The 19,453-nt window shown below is 50.4% G+C and carries 9 protein-coding genes; all 9 read left to right on the top strand.

The window, feature by feature from the left end; all coding sequences use genetic code 11:
- Positions 1 to 68 precede the first annotated feature (68 nt).
- Positions 69 to 674: a hypothetical protein gene (locus K7P01_RS29240; RefSeq protein ID WP_267298142.1), complete on the top strand. Its 606-nt coding sequence runs from the start codon at positions 69 to 71 to the stop codon at positions 672 to 674.
- Between the two features lie 310 nt (positions 675 to 984).
- Positions 985 to 2,094: a hypothetical protein gene (locus K7P01_RS29235; RefSeq protein ID WP_267298141.1), complete on the top strand. Its 1,110-nt coding sequence runs from the start codon at positions 985 to 987 to the stop codon at positions 2,092 to 2,094.
- A 126-nt stretch (positions 2,095 to 2,220) separates the two neighbouring features.
- On the top strand, positions 2,221 to 2,967 hold the full coding sequence (locus tag K7P01_RS29230) for a hypothetical protein (protein ID WP_267298140.1): 747 nt from the start codon (positions 2,221 to 2,223) through the stop codon (positions 2,965 to 2,967).
- A gap of 372 nt (positions 2,968 to 3,339) precedes the next feature.
- The gene (locus K7P01_RS29225; protein WP_267298139.1) at positions 3,340 to 3,876 is read left to right on the top strand and encodes an OmpH family outer membrane protein; all 537 of its coding nucleotides are present in this window, start codon (positions 3,340 to 3,342) and stop codon (positions 3,874 to 3,876) included.
- Positions 3,877 to 3,897: 21 nt separating this feature from the next.
- Positions 3,898 to 4,497, top strand: coding sequence for a hypothetical protein (locus K7P01_RS29220; protein ID WP_267298138.1), 600 nt, complete (start codon positions 3,898 to 3,900; stop codon positions 4,495 to 4,497).
- Between the two features lie 137 nt (positions 4,498 to 4,634).
- Positions 4,635 to 10,625, top strand: coding sequence for a hypothetical protein (locus tag K7P01_RS29215; protein ID WP_267298137.1), 5,991 nt, complete (start codon positions 4,635 to 4,637; stop codon positions 10,623 to 10,625).
- Positions 10,626 to 11,028: 403 nt separating this feature from the next.
- Positions 11,029 to 13,821, top strand: a complete 2,793-nt coding sequence (locus K7P01_RS29210) for an Ig-like domain-containing protein (RefSeq protein ID WP_267298136.1) — start codon at positions 11,029 to 11,031, stop codon at positions 13,819 to 13,821.
- A 12-nt stretch (positions 13,822 to 13,833) separates the two neighbouring features.
- The gene (locus K7P01_RS29205) at positions 13,834 to 18,993 is read left to right on the top strand and encodes a leucine-rich repeat domain-containing protein (RefSeq protein ID WP_267298135.1); all 5,160 of its coding nucleotides are present in this window, start codon (positions 13,834 to 13,836) and stop codon (positions 18,991 to 18,993) included.
- Entirely contained in the window at positions 18,990 to 19,439 is a 450-nt protein-coding gene (locus K7P01_RS29200; protein WP_267298134.1) for a hypothetical protein, read from the top strand. The genes K7P01_RS29205 and K7P01_RS29200 overlap by 4 nt, the downstream gene beginning before the upstream one ends.
- The last annotated feature ends 14 nt before the right edge of the window (positions 19,440 to 19,453 follow it).

The following is a 19,453-nucleotide window of genomic DNA, read 5'->3' as shown; positions in this document are numbered from 1 at the left end:
TTTTTGATCGCTGTCAAAGGCACGGGCCCCGCGCCGTTCGGATATTTGATTATCTAATCTTTTCCCGCATGATCCGATTTTTTCTGCCGGCAATTGCCGTATTTTTTGCCCTGGGCGCTTTTGCGCAATCGCCTGCCACGTTGGACCAGGACCAGTACACGCTGGCCAGCATTCGCCGCATGCGTGCCGTCCAATTTTTGATGGGCCCCTGTGAGCCACTTACGAAGAAGAGCGTAATCCGGCGGCACCGGTATGAAGTCCGGCTGAAAGGCGACAGCACCTTCCAGAAAGCCGGCCGTATCGAGAAATATAGGCGGGGCGATATCTTCGTGATCGGCGGGAGTCATAACTATGACATCATCAAACCCGATAGTACCGTATGCATGAACCGCATTGTGAGCAATCGCCGGAAATTAGAGGGCGTGCCATACAAGGGTAGTTGGGTGTTTCGTATTGTGACGGGTGCCGTTCGGGGGTATTCGCCGTACCCGGAGGAGACGCTGAGCCGCGTGGTCTATATGCAGCTTGAGCCCAACGGTCCGATAGAAGTGGCCGACATCCAGCGCTTGCGTGAAGTGATGGTGGAAAATGAAGCCGCCCTGGCGTTACTGCGCAAGAGAAAGATCGGCGCCGCGATGGAGCGGTATAATCAGGACCTTGCTGAGGGGGAATAATGGCGATAACGCATCGAGTTATCCACAGCGTTATTCACATTGTATGCACAAGTATAGACGTCGGGTCCTTCATATTTCCCCAAAAAGTATACTATAAGTCAAGATAATCCAGTTTTGATCCAGAAGTAAACTATTCCTGGGATACTGTATACCTACACCTTATAAGATCTGGGTTATCTTCTTGTGAAAAATAAATTAAGCATCAGGTATATCTTCGTAAGATAGGAAGTTGTTATATTGTTCGCGGATACCGTTTGAACCCTCGCGGCGTTCGTATAGTAAACTCGTTATAACCGTTTAACCAACTTGTATGGCCTATCTAACCGAATTAAAATTTAGCGGAAGTCTCGGCGACTTCACCGCGTACAAAATGCGCGGCACAGACAAGACCGTCATCCGCCGCAAAGGCGGCGCCAGCAAAGAAACCATTCGTACCTCCCGTCGGTTTGCCACGGCACGGCTATGGATGACCGAGTTTGGCGGCTGCTCGACCATGGGAAAAGAAGTGCGCTTTATGATGAGTCCCATGAAAGCGCTCGCTGACTATAACTTTAGCGGTTTCGTCAACAAAGCGCTAAAACAAATCCAAAAACTGGACGGTGTCAGTGCGCTCGGCCGCCGTGCCATTCGCCTCTCGCAATATCCGGAGCTATTGCAAGGCTTCTCGCTGAATAAATATACAACGTTTGATTCGATGGTTCGTACCGCCGTTACGTGTACCATCGACCGTGCCACCGGTTCCGCACGCATCAACATCCCCCAATTGGTACGCGACATCAATTTCTTTCCCAACAGTCAACACCCGGCCTATAGCATTATGGTATGCCTGGGCGTTGTACCGGATTTTACCTTCAATAGCACCACCGGTAAATATGCCGCGCCGAAATGGTACGACACGATGCAGGGCATGGCCATTGCTGAAACGCCCTGGTACTCGTCACTCAAAGGCTCGCCCGCCCAGACGCTGGAAGTCGTGCTGAATAACCCTATCCCCCCAGACGCAGGATACAGCCTGCAAGTAACGGTAGGGGTGCAGTTTGGCGCGCTCCACGACAATGGCATGGTGAAACAAGTTAAGCGCACAGGCGCCGCGAAAATTCTGGCAATTGCGGGCGACGAATCAGCAGGCAAAACAATGCCTATTGTAAAACCATCTTCGGATATCGAGGCCTTTTTGCCAGAAACATTTTTAGCGGAGGATTCACAGAAAGAGATGCCCACGGTGTCCAGCGCTGCGACGGAAATGCGGGAGGCGCCAAAGGTATTCCGGGAACCGCCGGCCGGGGCGTGGAAGGTTACGTACACCTATACTTCGAGCGCGAGCAGCGCGATCGACCCGCCTGATACCAGGCGAGAACGGATCTTTGAGATCGGAGCGATGGGCTTGTACCATAGCGGTTGGTCCTATGGCGTACAGTAACCGGCTGCTGTGGTGCAGACAGCAGTATTTTAGGTGGTAACACGTTGAAAGAGTTGTTGGAAGACGTAGTCGCGGCCATCGTGCAATTCGTATATTGCGCCAATCGCTCTAAATAACGGCCCAAAAATGCTCTCAATCCGAACTTTACTGTTTAGCATGTTGGTGTTTACATGCTGCTGCTCGTGTAGCAGCGATGACGATGCACCCGATGTGCCGCTGGAAGACGTCGCGCTAAGCTTCGCCGACTCGCTTTATTATATTCACCATGCTCCGCCGCTGGGGCTTTGGTCCCGCGATGATCACGCCAGCCAGGCGCTGGATTATGTCGCGTTTGCTAACAATGTCATGATCATGTACGTGCAACGCTATCTTACTCCGTCGCAGTGGACGGAAGTTCTTGTCGAGCAGCCAGTAGCCGCCGAGCCAGGTGTGAAGTACAGGACGCGCACGTGGTTTATTTACAACGACAACGAATATGCTTACCAGGTAAGTCAACAGCGTGGTCGTTATGTTTTCGAAGGGTTTGTCAGGAAAGGCGAAGCGTGGAAGCCAGTGATGTATGCCGAAGAATACCCGAACCGCAGCCGTGGGCTCATGAAAGTTTACAGCCGGGCAACAGACGACATAATTACCGAAGGCACCTGGGAGCGACGCGATGATAGGTTTAACCTCATACTGAAATATCCTGCCGCTAAATATCACGCGCTGCACATGAACATCGATGAAAAGACCGGTGCGGGTACGGTAAACCATTGGCAGGATGAACGACATATATACGACGTTACCTGGGATGCACGGGGCAGCGGCAGCTGGATCCGATACAATGCCGGTGGCGGCGTAGATGCCACGGGTGCCTGGGAGGCAGATGAGTAGATAGCCTTAACGTCGAGTGGGTTCAATACTGCAGATGGCTACGTCGTTACTGCCGGGATGTGGGAGCCGGGGAAATAGCATCGCGAAGATGGCCCCTAGTGATGCGGTTGCGATCTGCAACATTCCGGTGCAAACGCTTTGTCTATTTGCGGGAACGATTGTTTTGCCATGTTCCATGCAGGCGTCAGTTAATACCAGTATTGTCTGTTGTTTTGTCCAAAAATGTGTAATAACTTGCTCACGATTTCAGTTCATCGATGATAAAACACGTTGGCAGCCGAATTTAACTCGTTCGGCGCGAATAAGTTGTGTGAAGATCGACGATCTGCATGCTCCTCTATAACCTGACTAAGCAAAAAAATCTAACGTAATATGTTGCAGCGTATTTTTGTGGGCCTTTGTGTGCTCAATCTATTGTTTGCCATTTTTCTGGGTATTCTGTTTTTCAGAAACCAGCATGTGGTGTATGTCGATTCCGCCAAACTGATGAATGGCTACAAAGGCATGCAAGATGCGAGGGCCGCCTATCAGCAAAAAGCCGGTGCCTGGAAAGCCAATATTGACACGCTGGCTTCAGAAGTGCAAAAGCAAATCTTTGTCTACGAAAAAGAAAGTCCTGGCATGAGCCCCAAAGAGCGCCAGCTTTCCCAGGAGCTGATCCGTACCAAGCAAAAGCAATTTGGCGACTACCAGCAGGCCATGAACACACAGGCCCAGCAGGAAGATGCAAAAATGACCGGAGACGTAGTGACACAGGTGAACGCCTACCTCAAAAAGTATGGCGAAGCCCATGGCTACAAGGTCATTCTCGCCGCAACCGAATACGGCAACATTGCCTATGCGGACGAAGGGCTCGACATTACCGAACAGGTACTGGAAGGGTTGAACAAAGAGTACGCAGGCAAATAATTCATCTTTAACACCGCTACGATGTTAGTCCGAATGTTATTGGTATGCCTGGCCTGTGCGGCAATCGCTTGCGCGCCAAGCCAGTTGTCGAAAGACGAGCTTGTCGAATACATCCGCGACGAGGAAAATGGCGTAATGCACTCCGCGACCCTGGGCAAAACGGTGGTAGATGTACAATACCGTCCCACAGACCTGTGGGTAGCGCAAGAGTTGAATGGTGAAACGCCACGACCGTCTCAGGTCGATTCGCTGCGCAAAAAGTACGATCATTATTATTATTTCATATTAAGTCTCTCCCGCAACAATAAAGAAGCTCTTCACCAGGTGGACGAGGGGTTTGGTCAATACAGTGAGCTGGTACAGACTTTGTCTTTTCGCATGCCCGAGTACGTCACGTTGACAACGGCCGCCCAGGATACGATTCCTGTCGGCGACTTTATGCTCAACCGTACCTATGGCATGAGCAGTGCCACGGAGGTGCTGTTTGTTTTCTCTCGTGAAAAGGTCACTGACCAGGAATGGGTGCAGTTCAATCTGAACGAATTCGGATTGGGCATCGGCAACCAACGCTTCCGCTTTAAGCGCAGCGACCTGGAAGCTGTGCCGGCACTGGCGTTTTAACGAAGGTGCGCGCATAGCGCCGCGTTGGTGCCAGCGTGTGTCTTTTTCAATGTAGTCGCATTTAACAGTCTACTGTAAAAAGTAGCCGATATATCTATCTATACCTTTAAAATAGGCGCCTGCGTGTGCCCCTGAGTATGAAGCTGATCCGTAAACGAATCTTGCTGAAAGCATTTGCCGTGTTCTTTTTGCTGGAAATTATCACCAGCGCCGTCGCCCCGGCCGTATCCTGGGCGTTGACATCGGGGCCGACGGCCCCCGAGGCCACGAGTTTTGAGCCGGTAGATACCACCGATATGGTGAACCTTAATACCGGTGACCTGGCGTACAACCTCCCGTTGCTGGAGGTGCCGGGTCCTTCGGGAGGGTATCCGCTCTCGCTATCCTACCACGCGGGCATTCAGCCGAACGAAGATGCCAGTTGGACCGGCCTGGGCTGGACGTTGAACCCGGGAGCAATCACGCGGAACGTGAACGGCTTTGCGGACGATCATCAGAGCGTGGCTAATGCCTCACGCTATTTCTGGGCAGGCGGCAGTACCAGTACCTACTCCGTGGGTGTGACGGTCGGCGCGGCCGGTACACCGGCCTCTGTATCGTTCGGGCTTTCATATTCGCAAGATACGTACCGGGGCGTGGGCTACGGCTCGTCCATGGGCTTTGGAATGGGAGTGGGGGGAAAAAAAAGTCCCTTTGACATAAATGCCTCGGTGTCGGTAGATCCCTATGGCGGCACCTATGTCGGCGCAGGCATCGGGGTTTCTATCAGGAAGTCGGAAAAGGAAGCATACGGTATGAGTGCGGACGTTGGACTCTCGACCAATTTTAACCAGATTTCCGGTAGCACCCAGGTTGGATCTTTGCTCAACGGCTGGTCGAGCTCAGTGGGTGTCTCCATGGCGTCTGGTCAGGGTACTTCGGCAGGAGCGGCGATAGCAGGAGCTACGTATTCGAGCAACTCCCGAAGCGGGCGGATGTCGCAAAGCAGCACTGGCTTTTCGCTGGCGATTCCCGTCTATTATGGTGTCTTCGTCAACCTGGGTTACAAATACCACCGGTATTGGATCGACCAGGTGGATCAAACGAATGTAAGCGGCGCGCTGTATTATCCCACACCCGATCCGGATAATGTGTTTTCTACGCATTATTTTGATCACAATAATTTTGATACGTACTCAACTCCAGATCCAAATTTTATGGGCTCCAATCCGGACGCTGCCCAGGGGGGGACGTTCCCAAATTTCGATCACTATTATGTAAATGCCCAGGGATTAGCAGGCATGATGCGTCCGTATTATTTTCAGAAGCATTTGTATAAACGCAACAACTACCGGGTAGACGATGACAATGATTATCAATACACGATGATTCAGTACGACCTCAACAGATCGCATGATCCGGAAGATAAGCGCGCTGAGTTTCGGTTCTTGAACGACTTTTCTAACCGGTTTGAGTATGATCCGGCAAAACTTGAACCCACTGAACAGCCGATTGCTACCGACATGCAGTATAGTTTTAACAGTGGTACGACGAAAATCGGGGAGTTTGGAACCGAGCCCTATACATCTAACCAGATCCAGGGATCGCGCAGCGTCTTATGGTTTACAAACGAAGAGATTATTCAAAAGGCAGAACGTGTTCGGAACGCTGGTTTTATAGAGACGACCTCAACAGGGTATGATCGCGATGCTGCTGCGAATGCTTCTAAAGCTAAACAGATCGGTGGTTACACCATCATCAATGAAAGTGGTATGAAGTATCATTTTGCTTTACCAGCCTATTCATACGATGAGTACATGTACTCCGGGAAAAAAACGGGAGTCGAGACTTTCAATGATTTTCACAAGGATGAGCCTTATGCATACACATGGTACCTGACAGCTATCACGGGCCCGGATTATGTCGATCGTGGACCTAGCGGGGCGGCTGACGGCGTGTTGAATGAATACGACTGGGGATATTGGGTGAACTTCGAATATGGCAAGTGGTCGGATTCGTATGCTTGGAGAAATCCTTCAGAAGCTATGAGTGACGATGTGGACGGAGATTTTCAGAACTTTTCAGAAGGCCGGAAAGAGTTATATTACCTGGATGCCATAAAGACAAAGACCCATACGGCACTTTTCTTTAAGGACATTCGCCATGATGCGAAGGGGAGCGTTTATTTTGAGCGGAACTACAAGCGAAGACTTGCTACGGTCTGGGGAGTGAGTAGGGATAAACAGCCCCAAAGAACAATAATAGCGCAGTCAAAGACGGGTGGCTTTATACCTACATCGGCTAGTTGTACGTGTCAGGTTGAGTATTGGGAAACGAATGACCAGCACGAGAATAACTTTATGGGGGGAGACAACGGCCGGCTTGATTATATCGCGATGCCCACCAGCTCGATGAAATTGAATTCGATCATCCTGATAAAGAATGAAGATTTGAAAGAAATTCCACTTTCAAAGGCACTGGGTGACTATAGTCAGAATTATGCTTTTGGCTGGACGGTAAGCAGTAACGGTATGCCCGCTGCGCGGGAGCAATGCGATTTTTCGAATATGATATTGATTCCCCATCACGGGGAGAACGTGCTCGATAAGTATGATCTGGCGCAGGTGGAGACCGCTTTAACTGAGAAAACGATTCGTCGCGTGCGGTTCGATACGGACTATTCACTTTCGCCGGGTACAGCCAATAGCTTTGATTATGCACCGTTGCATGCAGGCTCAGTATCGACCAATCCGAGCAGTTATCCGCGCATGGGTAAGCTTACCCTCAATGCACTACACTTTGACGGCGTTAAAGGGGCCGATGTATTACCCCCAATGCAGTTTTCTTACGACCTGGATCAACCCGTGTTAGGTGCCGGCACACTGAGCTGGAATGCGAGTACATTGATGCTGCAGACATCGACACAGCTTTCGCCGGGCGATATTCTGGCGTATAGCAATAGTGGAAGAACATATTACGTGGTGATCACCGCGTATCAGGACGGGAATTTATATACTGTAAAAGCCCTGAACGGTGGAGCCGTTCCTGGCGGCATTACCTTTCGCACGACAAAGAACCCGCCCTATGATAAGGATGCGTTGGATATGTGGGGGTTGTATAAATCCGACTATATAGATACAGACGAGCCTTTGTTTGATCATTTGGTTACCGACATTTCTGGAAAGAGCCTGGATGCCTGGTCTCTAAGGAATGTGTGGCTACCCACGGGAGCCAAGCTGTCCTTCGGTTACGAGAGCGATGACTATAAAGAGGCAGTGATATCTTCGAACTACGATTTTCAGATCAATAAGATGAAGCGTCTTGCCGACGGCACGGTCGAGATAAAGTTTCCTACCTGGATGGAATCGGCCACACTCACGAAAACGCTTTTACCGGGAGCGGAAGTGGCCATCGTTTTCTTATCAGGTGACCGCAATAATCCGAATGCCAACAATGCTGTCGATGCGGTAGGCACGATTCAACAATTCATTCGTGACGGCGATGATGATATCAAGGACTTTTATCATACGCTTATTGCTAATTCCCCACTGGCGGCGAGTAGAGCCGCGGCGTTTTACTATGGGCATTTTTATCCGATCAATAAGGTTGGTGGCGGTGTCAAGGTGGCATCCGTGGATTTGGCGGACGGTCAGCGCAAGCGGATTACGCGGTATAATTACTCACACGACGGCAGATCTTCCGGATCGACATCGTATGAGCCCAGCTTAACGGCAAAGGCATTTCTGGACAATGCTGAAAATTGGAACGATAACCGCGCGTCGAATGGGCATAATCTGTTAGCGGTAGCGCGGGAAATTCCTGCGCCCGGGGTAATGTATGAATATGTCACTGTTTCCGAGGAAGTGGTGCAGCATGGGGAGACGTTTGTGGTACCTCAGAAGACAGAATATCATTTCCAGCCGTTTACGACGGGCACTGTGGGAGTGGATTACCAATGGCAATACAACACCGCACTTCCATCACAGAAGAAGTATGAAAATTACATTGGTTATAGCGACATCCAAACACGAAAGGTCTACTTGAAAGATTACAGTAGTCGTGTTGGAACACTGCGGGGTGTGAAGTTATATGACGACCAGGGGCGGGTCATGACGGAAACCATTAATCATTACCTGAACGACCAAACGGCCTCTCAGGATTTTGACAATAATCGATCGCTCGATGATGATTTTGAGCGCAACTGGAAGCTCTATGAACGGTGGCTGGAGCGCGACTTCAAGGGGCAGGGAGTGATGGAAGAGACCTTTACCGAGGGGCGGTTCTACAAACGGCCGGATGATGACTTTGTACAACTGGGCGTGATCACCAAACGTGAGCAGTTTCCGTCTATTCAGATCGGTCAGACGGTTATCAACTACCGGACCGAAGTTGTGACGAATAAATCTACTGTGGCATTCGATTACTACTCCGGGCAGGTTATTTCAAGCCGGGAGATCGATAGCTATGGCAATCGCTATCAGACCGATATAACGCCGGCCTACCGGCTGTACCCGGCCATGGGTCAGGCGTCGACCGGTGGCAAGAATATGCTCACACAGGAGGCTGCTTCCTACACCTACCGGGTGGAGGCTACTGGCAACACACCGATGAAGTTGGGCTTATTGGCAGCCTCTGTTACGACCTGGAGCGACAGTATAAATGTTTCCGACCCCGAAAGAAATGTTAACAATTTCAAGCAATTCGGTATTTGGCGGAAGCGGGCAGGTTATTCTTTTGTCGGTGCAAGTGATGCAGCGCTCGAAGATGGCCTGTACAAGATGGCCTTCGCCACACCGTTTGCAGCGTGGAATAATGAAAAGCTACCTGCAGGCTCGCCCTGGTTAAAGACCGGTGAAACGACACTATATGATCCTTATTCCCGTCCATTGGAAGCGAAAGATGTGTATGAACGTTATGCTGCGGTAAAACTCAGCTCAGGCCAGCAGGGTGTGCTGGGGGCTGCGACAAATGCTCGATACAATGAATTTGCCTGTACAGGAATGGAAGATATCAAAGCAGGTGTTTCAGGCGGTGGTGTGATGCTGATGGGCGGTGTTGTAGACTACGCATATAAGCATACCGGCCGGGCCAGCGCGCGGATCGCCTCCGGCACCCAGGGGCTGTACGCCAACGTGCAGGCGAGCACGGCTGTCGGCAACCAGATGCATGTGAGTTTCTGGGTGCACAAGCCCACGGCCTCGAAGGTAGAGCTTTTGTACCAGTTTGCGGCGGGTGGAGCGGGCCCCGTACAAGAAGACGAGGTTGTGGAATTTGACCTAACAAAGACGGAATATGCCGGCGACTGGTATCTGTGTGAAGCGGACATTTCTGTTCCGACCAATAGCGGCAAACCGTTGTTGACATTTGTCAGCCAAGTGCATAATAGTGGCGGCTCACCGATATATGTCGATGATTTGCGGGTTCACTCCATCCGCACGGGCATGACCACGTATGTATATAATACCTGGGGCAGTGTGACGCACATTCTTGACAACAACAATCTCTATACACGCTACGACTACGACGCTATTGGCCGATTGACGTCGACCAGAAAAGAGACGTTCCAACGTGACTTTGGCGGTACCGGTGTTGTGAAGTTGAATCAGGTGGTCTATCACTACGGAGAAGACGATCTATTTAAGGTTACTCTGACGGCTTCTAATGAGGGAAGTACCGGAAGCGTGCGGCCGTTGGGATCGGTAGAGGTGGCACAGAACGGTGAACAGACGTTTGAGCTGATAGACGCATGCTCACCCTCTAAATTCAGTGGCTTGTGGGTGGATGGTAAAAGCATAAGCCTCACACAACCGACGACGCTTCTGGATGGAACCGTCATTAAGCGGACGGGTAACATCATTACGGTTTCTAATATTCAAAGCTCGCACAGCATTCGGACCTCCTTTGCGGTCAACAGTACGCTTGGTCGCGTGGAATGTGCCAAATCGGATTATGGCAACGGGCGATACTGCTACGAGGGATTCTGGAACTGGACTTACCTGGATGACTGTGGCGAGCCGATCGAGTGGAATACGGCAATGCAAAAAGGCTATATACCGGCTAATCTGCAGAGTTTGGCGATTGATAATTGCTGTACGCTAAGCCCGGCTGGCGCTGGTTGCGGATGTTATGATTTATCCGATAAAGATTGACAACTATTTGGCAACTATGATGACTTGTCTTCCTATGATACGTTTATTTTTCTTGCGCTTCTTTTTGTTGGTGATAGCTGCTATAGGGCTGAATAAGATTGCTTATGCACAGTCCGAACCCAGTTGCACAGAGACCTGGCCCAGGTCAGGTTGCGTGGGTGTGCAGCTTACATTTCGTTCAGCTTGTACGGCACATTATAATGTGTTTACATGGTATGTAAATGGCGTACGAGAATACGAACAGACATTTCCCTATGTATCAGGATCAGGACAGCCGCCCAATCATAGCCCCTCATTTAGCTACGTCTTTCCCGCGGGGGGTACGTATGAGGTAAAGATGGAGGTCGGCTGTACATCAAATTTAAACTGCCCTACAGATGAGCTTAAGGTTATTAAAAGAAATGTGGACATTGGCGCCGTGGCACCGATTACGCTCGGCCCTGTAGCGACTACTCAATTTTGCAGTGTAGGGAACGTATCGTTGGCAATTACCAACCCGTTGGCGGGCGTGAACTATACATGGCGTTCTGTCCCCGCTGGATATTCGGCCAGCGGCACGACCGCGTCGTTTAGCAATCTCACGCGCACTACGACCTTTTATGTACAGGGAAGAAGTGGTTCTTGCGTCAGCAGCGAGACGTCTAAGACTGTCACGGTCGAAACAACGGCTGCCACACCTTCGGTATTATCGTCGGTGTATCGCAAAACAACGCTTACGACGAGTTCCGGTGCTGCATTCCATTACTGGCAACGTACACCCGATGGTAGGGACTTGTCTATTCCGATGGGAAATACCGCCAGGGTAGTGTTCGAGCCGGGAGATTATTACGTGCGTAAGTACACGGCATCCCTTGATTGTTGGTCGACGGCTACGACGCCTGCACATGTGGTGATCGACTATGTACCTCCGGTGGCATCGATCATTCAGGTTCAAAAGCCAGGATATAATACTATCATTTTGGCAAACGGTGACAAAACGCACTTGCTCAAGTTTGCCACCTATTATTGGGTGAAAGATGCCAGCGACGCGCCGGAAATAGACCGACCTTTTAATAACGGAGTGACGATCGTGGGTAGTGATCTGGACAGAAGTGGTACGTATTATTTAAAGGGGAGAGATAACGGCACCGGCACGTGGGGGCCAACGCTGGTGATACAGGCAAGTGTACGTATAGCTGATGGCGAGCTGAATTGGATACAGACGACAGCCTATGACGGTACGTGGCATAAAAATGGCAATGATACTGTCTTCCATGTTGCTGGTGAATCAAAGGCTTATTTTCGTAGAGACGGCGGTCCGCTGCAAACGCAGACGCGTAACCTTACTACGGGGCGGATACTAGCCAGCCAGCCATTGTACGATCGCTTTGACAAGCCGGCGGGGCAAACCCTGGCTGCGCCGATCAAATACAATGCGTTTTCGTACAGTAGCCTCTTCGCGTTGTCTTCTACCGGAGGCGCCTATGGGTATAAGGACTTCGATCGGGAGGGTACAGCCGGCGCGGGAACCATGCTCGAACCACTTGGGATGGCCGGCAGCGGTGAGGGCTCGTTGGGATGGTACTACAGCGCGCAGAACACACTGGAACCAAACACTCCTCGTACAAACTATCCATACGCACGCACAGTCGAGTTTCCCAATATGGCGGATGGAAAAATCCGACAGAGTGCAGGTCCTGGCGATCAGCACCACTTGGGTACGGGGCACGACCAGACGGAATACAAAGGGGCAACACGAGGGTTGCTTGATGACTATTTGAAAAGAAGACGTACGTTGGGATTAACGGACCACAGAATTAAAAATAAGCTGGATAGTGGCGTGGTTAGGTCAATGGTAAAAGATGAGCAGGGCAGGTTCGTCTATAGCTGGGCAGACCTATCCGGCAGAGTGCTGGTAACAGCGCACGGAGATGGCGAGGAAGGCCTGGTGGATATAAAGGCCTATAAAGATGTTGTCTACAACTTTTACGACGATGCTGGGCGATTGGTTTCGGCGGTGTCGCCCAATGGCATGCTGGAATGGTTTTCTGACGCCGACCTGACGGTCAAATATCCAGCGATCGATAAAACCACATACATATATGATTTTCAGGGAAGGCTTTTGGAGATGACCGAGCCGGATGCTGGTACGACACGGTATGTCTATCGTAAAGATGGTCAGATAAGGTTTTCTCAGAACGCCGTGCAGCGAGCGAAAGGCTATTTCTCGTATACCCATTACGATATGCTGAGCAGAGCGGTGGAGTCGGGAGAATATATTGATGTCGCCAGCACGCTGGATTTTGTGGCCATGAATGACCCTGCATTCCGTGGATCGCCGATGGAAGGGCAGTTAGAGAAATTGTCGCATGAAATCAGTTGGCCAGCAACGGCTAAAAGAAGCTGGGTGAGAACAACCTATGATGTTCCTGACGGGAATTTCCGAAACACAACGGCGTTGCCCGAATCTGAATACACACAACGCTATGTCCGGGGTGCTGTGTCACGAAGCGAAAATCAAAACATGATGACCTGGTATAGCTACGACGAGCTGGGACGCGTAGTCTGGATGGCGCAGAAGCCGGCGAAATTGCCGATGATATTTGTGGTGCGCTACCGCTACAACTTCCTTGGGAATGTACTGATGGTATCAAACCTGACTTATGCAGCGCCGGGTGCTCCGGGCGCCGGATCGAATAAACCGCTAGAGGAGTTTTATCATCATTATGAATACGATGCCGACAAACGGTTAAGCAAGGCCTACACCAGCACGACGGCAACAGGCGAGAAATTTCTCCGTGCCCGTTACGAGTATTACCTGCACGGCCCGTTGAAGCGCATTGAGCTAGGTAACAAAACGCAGGGTGTAGACTTCGTATATAACATTCAAGGCTGGCTGCGACAGATCAACCACCCGGATCCGCTACAAGACCCGGGTGCGGACGGGAACGATGCCTTTGGGATGGTGCTGGACTACTACGAGAGCGATATGAATAATCTGATTCCGACAGCAGGTGTAGTTGACCCTTATCGGAGTCACGCTGTGCCGGAGGCGTTGCGTGCAACGACGATGACACACGCACCCTTGCTTCGCTTTTTACCGGAGCCGCCCGTGGGATCCGGCACGGAGATTCCTTCACTCCAACAGTATAGTGCTGACAGTCCGGTATACCAGCGAATGTTGCAACACTCGACCCTAAACCCTGCAAACCGTTAACATATGTCCAGTATGATAAAACGTATACAAGCCGGCCGGCTTTTCTGGATCTTTCTTCTGACGTCCCTGTTGGTGAGTATTCACTCGTTCGGACAGACGAACGTAGTATCGGACGACGTGGAGTTCGCTGTATTAAAGTCATTGTATGACAATATGGGCGGCATTGCCTGGACGAAGAAAACCAACTGGCCTGCGGCGGGTGCCTGGCCGGCCTCGGCCACCAGCGCGCAATTTGGTACCTGGTATGGGATCAAAGTGGAGAATGGTGACATCGTGGAGATCAGCATGACGAACAATAAGCTCACGGGGCCACTTCCTGCGGTAATTGGTAACCTGCAGAAGCTCAGATTACTGGTGATCTATAACAACGCGGCGATGGGCGGAACCATTCCAACATCGTTGACGACAATCCAGACCCTACTAGACTTGAACCTGTCGAATTGCGGTCTTACCGGGGCGATCCCGTCGGGGCTTTTCGATTTGCCGGCGCTCAGGACACTGGACCTGCAATCCAATGCGTTGACTGGCGGTATTCCGTCGAATGTAGGCAACGCCACGAACCTGACCATTCTTTCGCTGACAGCCAACCGTACTTTAGGCGGTTCTATCCCGACAAGTATATGTTCGCTGGTCAATCTGAAGACGCTCTCGATCGAAATATGCGCGTTGACGGGCACTATTCCCACTGACATTGGTAATCTGTCGAACCTGGAGGTGCTCGAACTTCAGAGCAACTCCTTGTCGGGGAGTATCCCGACGAGCATCTCCAATTTGGAGAAGCTGACATTACTGAATCTTTCGCAGGCCGGCCTTACGGGCCCTATTCCCGCAGGCATTTCGGAGTTGACCAGTTTGGTGACCCTCCGGATGAACAATAACCAGTTGAGCGGAGAGATTCCGCAGCAGATCGGTAATCTTACCAAGCTAACGGAACTGCGGCTGAACGGCAATGCGCTGACAGGTTCTATCCCCGCCTCTGTTACAGAACTTGTAAAACTGCAGGTGCTTGATTTTAATACGAATAGACTCACGGGTGGTATCCCTATCAACATAGGGAACCTGGTGGAGATGGTCGGGTTCAACCTTGCGTCGAACCAATTGAGCGGCGAGATTCCCGTATCGCTCGGTAACCTGACGTTGTTACAAACGCTGTATCTGAGCAAGAATAAGCTGTCCGGAGAAATCCCGGCTGCCTTTTCGGCCCTTCGTCAGCTGACCACGCTGCAATTATTTGAGAACCATTTTTCAGGGCCGCTGCCGTCGCTGGACGGATTGACCAAGCTGAAAACGTTGTACTTATACAGGAATGATTTCACGGGCGGGATTCCTGAATCGTATCAGACGCTGACCGAGCTGACCGAGCTATACCTGTATAACAACAGGCTGTCGGGCGATCTGCCTGCGTGGTTTGGAACAAACTGGACCAAGCTGGTGGACATGAACCTGAGTGATAATTATTTTACGGGTGCCTTCCCGGTGAGTATCGGGAACTGTACGTCGCTAGTCTTGTTTCGGGTGATGAACAACAAGTTTACCTCGGTTCCTCAGGTTTTACTGACGAATACGAAAGTGAATACCATCAATGTCTCAAACAACGCCCTTACGTCGATTCCTAATTTTGTCGGTTATGCCAATAATGGCTCTTTGTCGATGTCGGTTTCGTTGAACTATCTGGGCTATACGATGCTGGAACCATTGGTCAATCCAACTACGGGTGCGATCATCACGAAATCACTGACGTATGCGCCGCAAAAAATCTTCGACCAGGTACGCCAGGTAGATGTTCCGTTGGGGAATACGCTGGAGTTACCGGCCACTTCCAAAGGTACGTATGGAACAATTGTTTGGGAAAAGAAGAATGCTAATGGCACCTGGACGAATATAAGCAGCACGAATGCCGACAACAGCCAGCAAACCTACCGGGTGCCGAATGTTACCGCCGCTGTGGCGGGTATTTACCGGTGGACGGCGAGCAACACGAAGCTTACAAACGCGACGCTGCAAAGCGTAGAGATCGAGGTGCGTGTGGTGGAGGCGGTAAAACAAACGGGCGATCGCGGCGTTGCCTTGTACAATGGCCTGATCTCCGCGGCGCGTTGGCGTACGACCAAAGCGCGTGGCGCCACGGGCGGCGATCTGACGGGAATGTATGTGTATGAATATGATGACAAGTATCAGGTGAAGGATGCCAGCTGGGCGGAAGCTAATAATACCCTGAACACGTATAGCTGGGGAGGGAACCGTTTCCGCCTGACGGGTATGGAGTACGACGCGAATGGGAATATTCAGAAACTGAATCGGTACAATGATCAGTCACGGCAGCAGCATACGTTCCAGTATCACTATAAAAACAATACGAACCAACTGACGTCGATCGATGGGTACGCGCAGGCGTATGCGTATGATGAAATCGGTCGTACTACCAAAATCGATAAAACCGAAGGTGATGATCAATACGTTGACTACGATGTGACGGGTAAAGTCATTGCTGTATATCCCACAAGCGAGAAACGGCCTGAAGATAAGCAGGTAGAGTACCTGTATGACGATCGCGGCTTCCGGATGGCGAAGGTCAACTATGCGCTAAATCGTACGACATGGTACATCCGCGATGCTTCTGGAAATATTCTGAATGTATACGATCAGGAGGGAAATCAAGATTCAACGAATACTAATCCGGTCACGAAGATAGAAATGCCTGTGTATGCCGCCGGAAAAGTCGGTACCTATTATCCTGCGCAGGATGGTAGCCTGGCGTATGAGCTGACCGATCATTTGGGCAACGTGCGTGCGCTGGTACGAGAGGATGTAAAGACATACACTGCGACGATGGAGGATAGCGAAGAAGAAAGTATTCGTAATCCACGCATAGAAGAAACTCAATACTTCCAGAACATTTGGGAGACTGTGACCGAGCCGGGAGACATGCATATGAATCATACAGCTGGCACCCGCGAGGTACCAAACCCATCGCGGTCGGCCTACCTGTATTGGAACGACACCCCAGGTACGCTGATGTCGCAGAAGTCGACAGGACCGGCTATTGCGCTGACGGTACAACCGGGCGACACGGTCCGGGCAGAAGCCTATGTACGCTTCGAAGAGAAGACCTCGTATAGCCACACGGGTATTACGCTGTCTTTATTATCGACTATGTTAGGCAATACGTTTGCTTTTGCAGGGGGCGTTGACGGTGCAACACCTGTTCGGGTATCGGAATGGTTTAACGGTGCGTTGTCGGCGCCCGGCTTTTTGAACTATGCAGATGAGGAAGAACGTCCCAATGCCTACCTGAGCTACATTATCTTTGACGAGAACATGGTGCGTATCGGCGGGTACCGCCAGCCGATCCCGGCGGAGGCAGGCTTTGCCCCGGGTGAAGAAGTGTTGGATGACGCGCATGAGCGTGTTTACCTGCCACAACCTGTGATTATACCAGCCGGAGGTAAGTATATTTATGTTTGGGTTTCGAACGAAAGTCCGGAGGCGCGGGTATGGTTTGATGATATTAGTGTGACCCACACGACAAGCTATGTTTCGCAAGCGACGGATTACGGTGTGTGGGGAGATGTGCTGCGTACCATTTCTTCAGAACCTGCACCGGCAGCGCTGCTCCGGAAAAACCTGAAAGGCCAATACGCGTTTTCAGGTAATGCGCAGGATCAAAGTGGTAATGGTCTGAATGGTACGGTGAGTGGCGCAGTGCTCACCACGGGTGTCGATGGCGAGGCGAACAAGGCCTACAGCTTTAACGGTGTCAATAGTTATGTCAAACTGGAGGGGTCTACGGACAAGCTGTCGTTTGTCCAGAACACAGGTGTGTTTACGATTGCCGCCTATATCAAGCTGAACGATCTCAATGCCCGGAGCGCGATTGTGTCGAGCACGGCAAGCGGCAGCCAGAAAGGATTTGCGTTTGTGTTTGATACCTACAGTGGTGCCTTTGGCACGCATGCATTGCGTTTCAGTTCGACGCGAGGAGACGGTTCTTCGGTAAATCTGGGTACCGGTACGGACTATGCCATCAATGATACGGAATGGCACCACGTGGCGGTTGTGGGCGACGGCAGCACATTCCGTTTTTACATTGACGGTCAACCTGATGGTTACAGTACTGCGTTTAGTTTTTTTAGCTCGGGTCCATCGGCAGGCGACATCCTGATAGGTGCATCGCGGACTACGGCGACGAATATTCAATTGCCAATGAATGGATCAATTGATGAAGTGCATATCTTTGACAAGGCGCTGAGCGGCTCGGAGATCCGGTTGCTGGCGGAAGGCGCTTCGCCGGAGCAGATAGATCAAGTATTGCAGCCGGTTAATCGCGGATACCGGTACCAGTATCAGGGTCAATTTGCAGAACGCGATGAAGAGACGGGCTGGAATCATTTTGAATTGAGGGAGTTTGATCCGGTGATTGGAAGGTGGACAACTATTGATCCTGCTGGGCAATATTATTCTCCCTATATAGGTCTGGGTAACAATCCGATTAGTGGTACCGATCCGGATGGAGCTTTTACTATCTATAAAAATGCAAATACCGGCGAAGAGGTAGAAGTAAAAGATGGTATAGAAAGAACGATAGTGGTGGGAGAAGGTGATTTTCAGACAGCGTTGGACTATGCATTTGTAATTGACAATGCTAGCACGCTCCTTCCGGATGGTTATACTCAAGATTTTATAGATGGATATGCTTCTTTTTATAACAAGAATATAAGTTATGATGGGCTAAGCGCTGATGCATTGTGGGATATGTACTGGAACCAACCCACTAATATTTTTGCGGGAGGAACACTGCAACGAACTCAACAGGGCGGGTCGTCAAGTGCGGCTACGTGGGCAACGCCTGGCGGAGCGGGATTTAGTGCAATAAGGGGTTATCGAAGTGCATTGTCTGCAGGTAAGGGTGGTATATCGTTAGTTGCACGGGCGTTACAAAAACATCCCAATATTGCCAGGGTGGTCGGTATAACGACAAACTTGACCAAGGACGCAGCTCGACATGCCGCTGGTAAAGAAGCATTAAAGTTTATTATGAGAAATGGAACTCAATCGGTTAAACCGCACGCGACCTTTGGTACAGTGATAGAGTATAAAATGGCTGACGGTTTAGGTGCAAGGTTCAATGCGGTTACTAATGAATTTATTGGATTTTTAGGCAGAGGATTATGAGCAGAATATTCTTATCGGAAAAGTGGGCTGAAATTATTCGAGACATGGAAGGAGATGATATAGTTCTCGAAGTAAGGGTAGAAGATGTTAATATGGATAAACAAAACGCTTTTTTTAATTTTCTTCATATTAAAAATTATAATGCGAGGTATTTTTATGCAGGGAACGAGACGAAGTTGCCGTCAGCGGTTGATTCCGAAGCCTTCTTAAATGGTGAGAGTAAAGAGGTGATTGTTGATTTGTTGACTTGTGAATTGCACTATTACCTTAATTCGGTTGAGGAAATGGAATTTTATACTAATTCAATTATTCACTTAAATCATGATGAGGCTGCCCCTTTGTTCGATTTTATGCAAGAATTAGGGAGGTTTATTAATTCACGGATTTCTCTTTATATAGAATCATATCCCAAGCCTAGCTATGTGTTTGATCCGTTGCATATCTGAACGTACAGGTATAT

The organism is Parachryseolinea silvisoli, assembly GCF_021190955.1.
Taxonomy (GTDB): Bacteria; Bacteroidota; Bacteroidia; order Cytophagales; family Cyclobacteriaceae; genus Ohtaekwangia; species Ohtaekwangia silvisoli.
The sequence above is the reverse complement of the archived record's forward strand: the minus strand, read 5'-3'. Positions and strand labels throughout refer to the sequence as shown.

What these genes read in the sequence shown, in the direction of transcription:
- K7P01_RS29200 (WP_267298134.1), top strand. Translation starts at nt 18,990, where the DNA reads ATGAGCAGAATATTCTTATCGGAAAAGTGGGCTGAAATTATTCGAGAC.
- K7P01_RS29220 (WP_267298138.1), top strand. Translation starts at nt 3,898, where the DNA reads ATGTTAGTCCGAATGTTATTGGTATGCCTGGCCTGTGCGGCAATCGCT.
- K7P01_RS29205 (WP_267298135.1), top strand. Translation starts at nt 13,834, where the DNA reads ATGATAAAACGTATACAAGCCGGCCGGCTTTTCTGGATCTTTCTTCTG.
- K7P01_RS29240 (WP_267298142.1), top strand. Translation starts at nt 69, where the DNA reads ATGATCCGATTTTTTCTGCCGGCAATTGCCGTATTTTTTGCCCTGGGC.
- K7P01_RS29235 (WP_267298141.1), top strand. Translation starts at nt 985, where the DNA reads ATGGCCTATCTAACCGAATTAAAATTTAGCGGAAGTCTCGGCGACTTC.
- K7P01_RS29230 (WP_267298140.1), top strand. Translation starts at nt 2,221, where the DNA reads ATGCTCTCAATCCGAACTTTACTGTTTAGCATGTTGGTGTTTACATGC.
- K7P01_RS29225 (WP_267298139.1), top strand. Translation starts at nt 3,340, where the DNA reads ATGTTGCAGCGTATTTTTGTGGGCCTTTGTGTGCTCAATCTATTGTTT.
- K7P01_RS29215 (WP_267298137.1), top strand. Translation starts at nt 4,635, where the DNA reads ATGAAGCTGATCCGTAAACGAATCTTGCTGAAAGCATTTGCCGTGTTC.